The sequence below is a fragment of the Janthinobacterium sp. LPB2021202312-11-4 genome (assembly GCF_037049705.1).
GTDB lineage: Bacteria > Pseudomonadota > Gammaproteobacteria > Pseudomonadales > Pseudomonadaceae > Aquipseudomonas.
Genome location: NZ_JBAGKV010000021.1, coordinates 104,457 through 115,382, shown reverse-complemented (window position 1 = coordinate 115,382; position 10,926 = coordinate 104,457). Strand labels below are relative to the sequence as shown.

Genomic DNA, 10,926 nt, shown 5'->3' with positions numbered 1-10,926 from the left:
TTTATCAAGCCCCAGAAGATTGCGTTCTACGGTTCCTACGCCTTGGGCGCTGAACATTTCTGGTGGTCCTACACCTTGCTGGTGATCGCCGGGGCCTGCATGTACGCGCCTTACGGGCCGTTCTTCGCGATCGTTCCGGAAATCCTTCCGGCCAACGTGGCCGGTGGCGCCATGGCGCTGATCAACAGCATGGGCGCCCTCGGTTCGTTTGGCGGTTCTTATCTGGTCGGTTACCTGAACAGCACCACCGGTTCGCCCGGCGCGTCGTATCTGTTGATGAGCGGCGCGCTGATGCTGTCGGTGGTGCTGACGATTTTCCTCAAGCCCGGCGCCAGTGACCGGGTCGTGGCCAAAGCCCCGGTGAAACGCCCGGTGGCGGCTCACCCTTGAATAGAAGTTGAGACGATGACGATGAAAAAGCAGGTTGTGCTGTACAAGAAACTCTCGCCGCTGCTGATGGCTCGCCTGCATGAGCAGACCGACGTGACGCTGATCGACAGTCTGGATGCCGAGGGCCTCGCCAAGTTGCGCGCCACCCTGCCCCGGGCTCAAGGCTTGCTCGGCGCCAGTTTGAAACTGGACGCTGAATTGCTCGACCTCGCGCCGAATCTGGAAGCCATCGCGAGCGTCTCGGTAGGCGTCGACAACTACGACATCGATTACCTGACCGAGCGACGCATCCTGCTCAGCAACACCCCGGACGTGCTCACCGAAACCACCGCTGACACCGGTTTCGCGTTAATCCTGGCCACCGCTCGGCGGGTGGTCGAACTGGCCAATCTGGTTCGCACCGGTCAGTGGAATCGCAACATCGGCCCGGCGCAATTCGGTACTGACGTGCATGGCAAAACCCTGGGCATCATCGGCATGGGGCGCATCGGTGAAGCGCTGGCTCAGCGCGGGCATTTCGGTTTCGGCATGCCGGTGATCTATCACAGTCACTCGCCGAAACCGGCGGTGGAGCAGCGTTTTGATGCGCAATACCGCAGCTTGCCGGAGCTGCTGCAACAGGCGGATTTTGTCTGCCTGACCTTACCGCTGACCGCTGAAACCGAGGGTTTGATTGGCGCCGAACAGTTTGCCTTGATGCGCCCGGAAACGATTTTTATCAATATTTCACGGGGCAAAGTGGTGGACGAAGCGGCGTTGATCCAGGCCTTGCGCGACGGGCAGATTCGCGCGGCGGGGCTGGATGTGTTCGAGCGGGAGCCGTTGAATCAGGATTCACCGTTGATGCAGTTGAACAACGTGGTGGCGACGCCGCACATTGGCTCGGCGACCCATGAAACCCGAGAGGCGATGGCCAAATGTGCGGTAGACAACCTGCTGATGGCGTTGGCGGGTGAGCGGCCGGTGAATTTGGTCAATGTTTTAGCCTGGAAGGCTTGAAGATCAAAAGATCGCAGCCTTCGGCAGCTCCTACGGGGAATTGAGTACACCCCGTAGGAGCTGCCGAAGGCTGCGATCTTTTTGCGTCACCCCATCAGGCCCGCCGCGCTTCCAGAAGATCCGCCGCACACCGCGCAATCCGCCGACACGCATCGGCCAATTTCACCTGATCCACCACCAACCCGATCCGGATATGCCCTGCCGCACTCGGCCCGAACGCTTCGCCGGCCAGCACTGACACGCCATACCCTTCCAGCAGGCGTTCGGCAAACCCTTGGGCGCATAACCCGGTTTGACGCACATCGACCATCACGAACATCCCGCCATCGGGTTTGATCGGGCGAATGCCTGGGCACGTACTCAAACGCGCACAGACCAGATCCCGCCGCTGGCGATATTCCTCGCGCATCTGCGCCACTTCCGGCAGGTCCGCGTCCAACGCGACCTGCGCGGCGTTCTGCACAAAATCCGGAATCCCGAACAACATGCACAACGACAAATGCACCAAATGTTCAGCCAAGGGTTTGGGGCCGATCACCCAGCCGACCCGCCAACCGCTCATGGCGTGGGATTTGGACAAACTGTTGATGGTCGCCGTACGCTCGGCCATGCCCGGCAGACTGGCCGGGCTGATGTGTTCACCGTCGTACAGCAAGTCGCTGTAGACCTCATCGCTGATCAGCCACAAATCGTGACGAACGCAGAGCGCCGCCAGTTCCTGCCAGATCGGCAAGGACAGGCTCGCGCCGGATGGATTGTTGGGACTGTTGAGCAGAATGACCCGGGTCTTGGGCGTGATCAGTGCCGCGACATCCGCCGGATCGACGCGAAAACCGTTCTCCGGACGCACCGCCACCGGCACCACTTTCGCCCCGCAGGCGCCGAACACACCTTCGTAGGTGACGTACATCGGCTCGGCGACAATCACTTCATCGCCCGGATCGAGCAGGCATTGCGCAACCGAATACACCGCACATTGTGCGCCCGGCAGCACGATCACATGCCCGGCATCCACCGCCTGACCACTGCGTCGCCGATGACGGCTGGCGATGCTGTTGCGCAGCGACCGAGTGCCGCGCACGTCCGAGTAATGCGTATCGCCGGCCAACAGGCTGTCGATGGCAGCCTGGACGATCGGTTTGGGCGTATCGAAATCCGGATCGCCCACCGACAGCAGCAGTACATCAATGCCCTGCTCGCGCATCTCCAGCGCTCGATCATGAATTTGCCAAGCTGCCGCTCCGTCACCGGCGATGCGTTGGGTCAGGGCTGAATAGCGCATGTACTTCTCCTGTCGCGCGTGTTCCAGACTCAACCCTATCTCAAATTACAAAACGCGCCACCATGGCGTTCAAATCCACGGCCAAACGTGATAATTCGTGGGTGGCGGTGCTGGTCTGGTTGGCACCGGCGGCGGACTGGGTGGCGAGGTCGCGAATATTGACCAGGTTGCGGTCCACTTCGCGGGAGACTTGGGCCTGTTCTTCCGAGGCGCTGGCGATCACCAGGTTGCGTTCGTTGATCAGGTGGATCGATTGGGTGATCTGCTCCAGCGCCACGCCGGCGGCGCGGGCCATTTCCAGGGTGCTTTGGGTGCGCTGGTTGCTTTGCTGCATCGAGGACACCGCTTCGCCGGTGCCGTTCTGGATGCCGGCGACCATTTTTTCGATTTCCTGGGTCGATTGCGCAGTGCGATGGGCCAGTGCCCGAACTTCGTCCGCCACCACGGCAAAACCACGCCCGGCTTCACCGGCACGGGCGGCTTCGATGGCGGCGTTGAGCGCCAGCAGGTTGGTCTGTTCGGCGATGGCGCGGATCACGTCCAGCACTTTGCCAATGTCACGCCCCTGAGCGGCCAGGCCTTCGATCATCACTGCAGTGTTTTGCACGTCATGGGTCATGGTCTGGATCGCGTCGACGGTTTCCACCACGCGGTTGCGACCTTCGCGGGCAGCCTGGGTTGATTGATTCGAGGCTTCGGACGTCGACACTGCGTTGCGCGCGACTTCTTCGACAGCGGCGGTCATTTCGTTGACCGCCGTGGCAGCCTGTTCGATTTCGTTGTTCTGCTGTTGCAGACCGCGCGAAGCTTCTTCGGTGACGGCGCTGAGTTCTTCGGCGGCGGCGCCCAACTGAGTGGCCGAACCGGCGATTTGCTCAATGGTGTTGCGCAGGTTGGTTTGCATCGTGGCCAACGCACCGAGCAAGCGAGCCGGCTCGTCATTGCCATCCACTTCGATGGCTTTGCTCAGGTTGCCGCCAGCAATGGTTTCAGCAGCCTGAACGGCGCGGTTCAACGGAGAGACGATACTGCGGGTCAACAGCCAGGCAAGCAACACGGTCATCAGCGCGGCAATCACCGAGACCGCAATGATGCCGTTGACGGCGGTGTGGTAATTCTCTTCAGCGACAATCCCTGCCGCTTTGGCGCCATCGTTGTTAAGCGCAATCAGTTTGTTGAGTTGCTCGCCCATCAGGTCGGTGCCGTCCTTGATACGCGTGTTGATCAGGCTGCGCATCTCATCGGTTTTGTTCTGGCGCGACAGGTCCATCATCTCGCGCTGGGCCTGCATGTAACTGTCGAAGGTGGCGCTGAAGGTTTTATACAGCGCGGCCTCGTCTGGGCCGGCCGGCAACGCGGCATAGTCGGCCTGGGCCTTGCGGGCTTTTTCAGTGAGCACGGTGATGCGGGTTTCGGCTTCCTGCAAACTCGCAGGCTCGCGGTTCACCAGAATCCGGAAGGACAGAATGCGCATGCGCAACACGTTCTCGGTGACATTGCCCAGGAAACTGACGCTGGGCAACTGGTTGCTGCCCATGTCGATGGAGCTTTGGCGGATGATCGACATCCGATTCACCGCGAACACACCCAGGACAATGACCAGCAAGGCAATGAAAGCGAAACCGAGGAAAGCTCGAGGCGCGATGTTCAGATTACGCAGGGACATAGGATGATTCTCGGGTGAGTGAGCGTCGAGCATCCGTGCCGTGATTGCTGTCAGGCGAGCAGGCAGCCGGCCGGATCAATTGGGCGCACCTGTTGAAATAGGTTTGGGTGCGCCTACAAGGGTTATCGGCTGGACTTGAGGTTTTTTGCGGGGGAAGTAGAAATATATTTCAAGAGGTTACGAGTGTTTCAGCGGTGAAACACTCATGCCATCGAGGACACGATTTTTTGTGGCGATGGGGCAAGTCCCCTCGCCACAAAAAGCTTTCTCGCCGCACCAGAAGGATCAGGCCTGGTAAGTTGCAATCCGCCATACCCGCGCAATGTCAGTTGCCCTTTCACGCAACAACCGGGGCGCCTCTGAACACGCCTGCTCCAGCGTCATCGGCCCACTCGCCAGGGCAAATGCCGCATCGATCCCATGTTCATACAACGCCTGATAGCCCTCGCCCAAGGTCCCGGCGATGACAATCACCGGGACCCCCTGCTGCCGGGCAATTCGCGCCACACCAAACGGTGTCTTGCCGCGCAACGTCTGCGCATCGAATCGGCCCTCGCCGGTGATCACCAGGTCCGCGCCTTTAACGGCCTCAGCCAGCCCGACCAGTTCGGCAACCACTTCGACACCGGCCTGAAACTGCGCGCCGAGAAACGCCTTGGCCGCGAAGCCCAAGCCGCCCGCCGCGCCGCTGCCCGGTTCGTCGCGCACGTCTTTATCGAGAACCTGAGCGCACAGATCGGCGAAATGCCCCAGGGCTTGATCCAGTTGCTGGACCTGTTCCGGCGAGGCGCCTTTCTGTGGCCCGAAAATCGCGGAGGCGCCGTGGGGGCCACACAGTGGATTGTTGACGTCGGCAGCGATGTCGAAGCGCACCGCGTTCAACCGTGGGTCCATCTCGCCCAGGTCGATGCTGGCCAATTGCGCCAGGGCCAGACCGCCGGGAGCGAGGATTTTTCCCTGAACGTCGAACAGTTTGACGCCCAGGGCCTGCATCGCCCCGGCGCCGCCGTCATTGGTCGCACTGCCGCCAATCGCCAGAATCACCCGTTGCGCCCCGGCATCCAGCGCCGCACGGATCAGTTCACCGGTGCCGAAGGTGCTGCTGATGCACGCATCGCGCTGCACTGGCGGCACCCGCTGCAAACCGCTGGCCTCGGCCATTTCGATGATTGCCGTGTGGTTGTGCGGCAACCAGCCCCAGACGGCTTCGACCGATGCGCCCAGCGGACCATGCACGGTGGTGCGCCGTAATTCACCCGCGCAGGCCGCCAGAATCGACTCGACCGTCCCTTCCCCGCCATCAGCCATTGGGCATTTGAGCAACTGTGCATCCGGCCAGACCTCCGCCAACCCGAGCGCGATGGCATCGGCCACGCCCTGGGCACTCAGGCTGTCCTTGAACGAATCGGGGGCGATGACGATTTTCATGAGTATTCTCCAGTTCCAATGCATCCATGCTGCCAGTTGCCCGGAGCGATGACGCCTGTCCGCTGCACAAGCGGGTGTGGCGTTTATTGTTCATTTCTACAAATGCCAGGCGTTTGTAGGAGCTGCCGAAGGCTGCGATCTTTTGACGTTGCCCTTTAAAAGCAAGATCAAAAGATCGCAGCCTTCGGCAGCTCCTACGGGGGGGGCGTCGTTTTTAGTCGGTTTGGGGGAGCAGTTGCACGCCCAGGTATAGCGCCAGCATCCCGTCCAGGCGCAACGGATCAACCCCACTCAACTCGGCAATCCGCTCCATGCGATAACGCAAACTGTTGCGATGGATGCCCAACGCATCCGCACACGCCTGGCTCTGCCCGTCGTGGTCACACCAACTGCGCAGGGTCGCCAGCAACTGGCCGTTGTTGTCTTTGGCAATGACTTTGCGTAGCGGTTTAAGCAATTCGTCGAGGGCATCGTCGTTGCGGTGCCGCCAGAGCATCACCGGCAGCCGATAACGGTTCAGCGTCAGCAACCGCGAGCGCGGCAGCACATCGCGGCCGTACGCCAGCAAGTCACCGACCCGACGATAGCAGCGGCGCAACCCCGGCAGCCCATCGGCCTGCCCGCCGACGGCAATGCGCAGAATGTTCCAGCCCAAGCCATCGAGTTTTTCCAGCAGGCGATCATGCTCGATCGTCTGGCTCGCCGGCCGGCACCACAGCAGCGATGACTTGGCGGAACTGACGCACCAACTGTCGGGGTAACGACTGATCAACCAGGCACTGAGCGCTTCCACGGTTTGTCCCGGCCCATGCTCCAGGCCCAATTCGAACAGGTACGGCACCCGCGTCAGTTGCGGCTTGAGCCCCAGTTGTTGCGCTTCATCGACCAGACGCGGCGAATCCCCGGCGTCGCTCAGCAGCAACGCGAGCAAATCATCGCAACGCTGACGCCGCCATTGCTGCTCGGCCTGTTGGTTGCGCTGGCCCACCAGCATCTCGGCGGTCATGCGCACCAGTTCGGCGTAGGTGCGCAGTTGCTCCGGTTCGCCGGTAATGCCGAGCACGCCGATCAGCCGTTGATCGAGCAACAGCGGCAGGTTGATGCCGGGTTGCACGCCTTTAAGATGAATCGCGGTTTGCGCGTCGATTTCCACCACCCGCCCGTTGGCCAGCACCAGTTGCGCACCTTCGTGGCGGGTGTTGATGCGCTCGGGTTCGCCGCTGCCCAGAATCAATCCCTGACTGTCCATGACGTTGACGTTATAGGGCAGGATGGCCATCGCCCGGTCGACGATGTCCTGGGCCAGGTCGTGATCGAGTTCAAACATGGGGCAAATCCTTGAAAGCGTGATGGGACAGGTTGTTCACCCGCACAGGCCTTGTTGGCAAACCCTGTGCTCAGGCACAAAGACAATCACCCAAAGGGTGGCCGAGACTCACAGGGCGATCAACGTTACCCTTTGCATCGCAAAAAATCATAATAAAGAGAGAGCCCGCCATGTCACAGAGCGCCGCCGCTACCCAGGCCATCGTTGACGACAAAAACGCCGTCTACAAACGCATTACCCTGCGTTTGATCCCCTTCATTTTCATCTGCTACCTGTTCAACTACCTCGACCGGGTGAACGTTGGATTTGCCAAATTGCAGATGCTCGACGCGCTGAAGTTCAGCGAAACGGTGTACGGCCTCGGGGCCGGGATCTTCTTTATCGGCTACGTGCTGTGCGGTGTACCCAGTAACCTGGCGCTGACCAAATTCGGCCCACGGCGCTGGATTGCGCTGATGATGATCGTCTGGGGCTCGCTCTCGACCTGCCTGCTGTTCGTCACCACGCCGACCGAGTTCTACACCTTGCGCCTGTTCACCGGCGCCGCCGAAGCCGGGTTCTTCCCGGGCGTGGTGCTCTATCTTTCGCAGTGGTTCCCAACCTTCCGCCGTGGCCGCATCATGGCGCTGTTCATGTCCGCCATCCCGGTCTCCGGCCTGCTCGGCAGCCCGTTTTCCGGCTGGATTCTTAACCACTTCGGCGCCGGCCAGGCAGGTTTGGCCGGTTGGCAGTGGATGTTTTTGCTGCAAGGCATCCCAACGGTCATCCTCGGCGCCCTCGCCTACTTCCTGCTCAGCGACAGCTATGCCAATGCCAAGTGGCTGACGCCCCACGAGCGCTCGGTGCTGGAAGCCGATCACGCCGAAGACCTGGCCAACAAGCCGAAAACCACCACCGACTCCCTGGCCGCCGTGTTCAAGAACCCGGCAATCTGGGCCTTTGGTCTGATCTACTTCTGCATCCAGAGCGGTGTTTACGCGATCAACTTCTGGCTGCCGTCGATTATCAAGAACCTCGGTTTCAGCGATAACCTGGTGATCGGCTGGTTGAGTGCGATTCCCTACCTGTTGGCAGCGGTGTTCATGTTGCTGGTCGGTCGCTCGGCGGACCTGCGCAAAGAACGTCGCTGGCACTTGGTGGTGCCCATGTTGATGGGCGCGGTGGGCTTGCTGATTGCGGTGAACTTCGCCACCACGCCGGCCATTGCAATTCTCGGCCTGACCATCGCCACCATGGGCGCCCTTACCGGCCTGCCAATGTTCTGGCCGGTGCCGACCGCCCTGCTCAGCGCGGGCGCGGCGGCCGGTGGTCTGGCGCTGATCAACTCCATGGGGCAGATGGCTGGATTCCTGAGCCCGTATTTGGTGGGTTGGGTCAAGGACAGCACCGGCTCGACCGATGCGGCGTTATACCTGCTGGCCGGCGTGATTGTCTGCGGGAGCCTGTTGGCGTTGCGGATGACGCGCACGTTGAAGGTTTAGACGGGTAGGTCAAAAGATCGCAGCCTGCGGCAGCTCCTACGGTAAATCGCCAATGTAAGCGATAACCCGTAGGAGCTGCCGCAGGCTGCGATCTTTTGCTTTTGGGGCTTTTTATCACCACTACCCCAAGAAGAATTGAGTGGATTTTCCGATTGCCCCCGATCACCGTTCTGGTATTTGATTGACGCCTTTCCATCGGCAAAAGGATTTCGTCATGAGTTACCGCACACTGGGTCATTCGGGTCTGCAGGTGTCCACCCTGACCCTGGGCACGATGATGTTCGGCGAACAGACCAGCACCGAAGATTCCCTGCGGATCATCGACAAGGCCTGGGACCAGGGCATCAATTTCATCGACACCGCCGATGTCTACACCGGCGGCCGTTCCGAAGAGATTGTCGGTGAAGCCATTGCCGGCAACCGTCACGAATGGGTACTCGCCACCAAAGTCGGTTTCGGCCCGGTGGACGGTGTGCCAAACCGCAGCGGTTTGAGCCGCAAGCACCTGTTCAATGGCATCGACGCCAGCCTGACACGCCTGGGCACCGATTATGTCGACATCTATTACCTGCACCGCGAAGACCACAACACCCCGCTGGAAGTGACGATTTCGGCCATCGGCGATCTGATCCGCCAAGGCAAGATTCGCTATTGGGGCCTGTCTAACTACCGTGGCTGGCGCATCGCCGAAGTCATTCGCGTGGCCGACAAACTCGGCGTTGACCGCCCGGTGATCAGCCAGCCGCTGTACAACATCGTCAATCGCCAGACCGAAACCGAGCAAATCACCGCCGCGCACGCTTATGGCCTCGGCGTGGTGCCTTATAGCCCGTTGGCGCGCGGCGTACTGAGCGGCAAATACGCACCGGACGTCACACCGGACGCCAACAGCCGCGCCGGCCGTCAGGACAAACGCATCCTCGAAACCGAATGGCGCGTCGAGTCGCTGCGCATTGCCCAGCAGATTCAGCAGTACACCCAGGGTCGCGGCGTCGGCATTGTCGAATTCGCCATCGCCTGGGTGCTGAACAACAGCGCCGTGACCTCCGCCATCGTCGGGCCGCGCACCGAGGAACAGTGGGACGCCTACACCAAGGCGCAAGAGGTGAAGATCACGGCGGAAGACGAGGCGTTTATCGATTCGCTGGTGACGCCAGGGCACTCGTCGACACCGGGCTTCAACGACGTCAGTCACTTCGTGTCGGGCCGTAAACCGCGTAATACCTGAAGAAACACACTCTCATGTGGGAGCGGGCTTGCTCGCGAAGGCGTCGTGTCAGTCAATATAGATGTCGACTGACACGACGCCTTCGCGAGCAAGCTCGCTTCCACAGGGGATTTATATCGATGACAGAATCAATGTTCGATCTTGATCATTCGATCAATGTTCTACGCTAAAACCACGTATCCTCCGCACCCGTTTCACGTTCAACCCCGCGAGGACAGTTTGTCTAAAGGTATCGCTTTATCGGTCACAGCCTCAGTGCTGTTTGCCGTCATGTATTACTACACGTCGTTGCTCACCCCGTTGAGCGGCGTAGAAATCTTCGGCTGGCGGATGCTACTCACCGTGCCCTGCATGACGGTGTTCATGGTGGTGTCCGGCGAATGGCGACGCTCGCTGGATATCCTCAAACGCCTGAGCGGCGCGCCCAAGCTGTTTGCCGCGCTGGTCGTTTCAGCAACATTGCTGGGCGTGCAACTCTGGCTGTTCATGTGGGCGCCGCTCAATGGCTACAGCCTCGACGTGTCGCTGGGCTACTTCCTGTTGCCGCTGGCGATGGTGCTGACCGGGCGGATTGCCTATGGCGAACGCCTGTCCTACTTGCAAAAAGTCGCGGTGTTTTTCGCCTCCCTCGGCGTAGTCAACGAGTTGTACCAAGTGGGTGGTTTTTCCTGGGCGACCTTGCTGGTGGTCATCGGATACCCGACCTACTTCGTGTTACGCAAATGGTTGAAGACCGACAACCTCGGCGGTTTGTGGCTGGACATGACCCTGATGCTGCCGGTGGCGTTCTGGTTTGTCTGGGGCGGAGCACAAGGTTTTGGTGTGTTCGATCAATACCCGTGGCTGTCGCTGCTGATCCCGGTGCTTGGCTTGATCAGTGCTTCGGCGTTGGTGGTCTACATCATCGCGAGCCGCTTGCTGCCATTCAGCCTGTTCGGCTTGCTGAGTTATGTCGAGCCGGTGCTGTTGCTTGGCGTCGCGTTGCTGCTGGGGGAAAGCATCAAACACGGTGAATGGCTGACCTACATTCCAATCTGGCTGGCGGTGGTGGTGCTGGTGTTTGAAGGGTTCAAACATATGGTCCGACAACGCCGCAGGCCGATGTAAACGTAGGAGCGAGGCTTG

Annotated in this window: 8 protein-coding genes and 1 pseudogene; 5 read left to right on the top strand and 4 right to left on the bottom strand. The window is 60.4% G+C overall.

Annotated elements, in window-relative coordinates:
* Nucleotides 1-390 (top strand): annotated as a pseudogene (locus V5E99_RS21615) (MFS transporter); the annotation flags it as partial.
* A gap of 21 nt (nucleotides 391-411) precedes the next feature.
* Complete coding sequence (locus V5E99_RS21610; RefSeq protein WP_499804278.1) at nucleotides 412-1,389, top strand: 2-hydroxyacid dehydrogenase; 978 nt, start codon at nucleotides 412-414, stop codon at nucleotides 1,387-1,389.
* 94 nt (nucleotides 1,390-1,483) lie between these two features.
* Here the strand turns inward: V5E99_RS21610 and V5E99_RS21605 are convergent, their stop codons facing one another.
* The 4 genes from V5E99_RS21605 to V5E99_RS21590 all read right to left on the bottom strand — a co-directional run bounded on the left by V5E99_RS21605 (nucleotide 1,484) and on the right by V5E99_RS21590 (nucleotide 7,092).
* Entirely contained in the window at nucleotides 1,484-2,671 is a 1,188-nt protein-coding gene (locus V5E99_RS21605; protein ID WP_499804277.1) for a pyridoxal phosphate-dependent aminotransferase, read from the bottom strand.
* 40 nt (nucleotides 2,672-2,711) lie between these two features.
* Nucleotides 2,712-4,337 carry a methyl-accepting chemotaxis protein gene (locus tag V5E99_RS21600; RefSeq protein WP_499804276.1) on the bottom strand — a complete coding sequence of 542 codons (1,626 nt, stop codon included), beginning with the start codon at nucleotides 4,335-4,337 and terminating at the stop codon, nucleotides 2,712-2,714.
* 285 nt (nucleotides 4,338-4,622) lie between these two features.
* Nucleotides 4,623-5,765, bottom strand: coding sequence for a glycerate kinase (locus tag V5E99_RS21595; protein WP_499804275.1), 1,143 nt, complete (start codon nucleotides 5,763-5,765; stop codon nucleotides 4,623-4,625).
* 214 nt (nucleotides 5,766-5,979) lie between these two features.
* A complete protein-coding gene (locus V5E99_RS21590; protein ID WP_499804274.1) occupies nucleotides 5,980-7,092 on the bottom strand; it encodes a sugar diacid recognition domain-containing protein in 1,113 nt (370 codons plus the stop codon).
* A 170-nt stretch (nucleotides 7,093-7,262) separates the two neighbouring features.
* On the opposite strand from V5E99_RS21590, the gene V5E99_RS21585 reads away from it, so the two are divergent.
* The 3 genes from V5E99_RS21585 (at nucleotide 7,263) to rarD (ending at nucleotide 10,908) form a co-directional block, all read left to right on the top strand.
* Complete coding sequence (locus tag V5E99_RS21585) at nucleotides 7,263-8,573, top strand: MFS transporter (protein WP_499804273.1); 1,311 nt, start codon at nucleotides 7,263-7,265, stop codon at nucleotides 8,571-8,573.
* A gap of 214 nt (nucleotides 8,574-8,787) precedes the next feature.
* The gene (locus V5E99_RS21580; protein WP_499804272.1) at nucleotides 8,788-9,801 is read left to right on the top strand and encodes an aldo/keto reductase; all 1,014 of its coding nucleotides are present in this window, start codon (nucleotides 8,788-8,790) and stop codon (nucleotides 9,799-9,801) included.
* Nucleotides 9,802-10,020: 219 nt separating this feature from the next.
* The gene (gene rarD / locus V5E99_RS21575) at nucleotides 10,021-10,908 is read left to right on the top strand and encodes an EamA family transporter RarD (RefSeq protein WP_499804271.1); all 888 of its coding nucleotides are present in this window, start codon (nucleotides 10,021-10,023) and stop codon (nucleotides 10,906-10,908) included.
* Nucleotides 10,909-10,926: the final 18 nt, after the last annotated feature.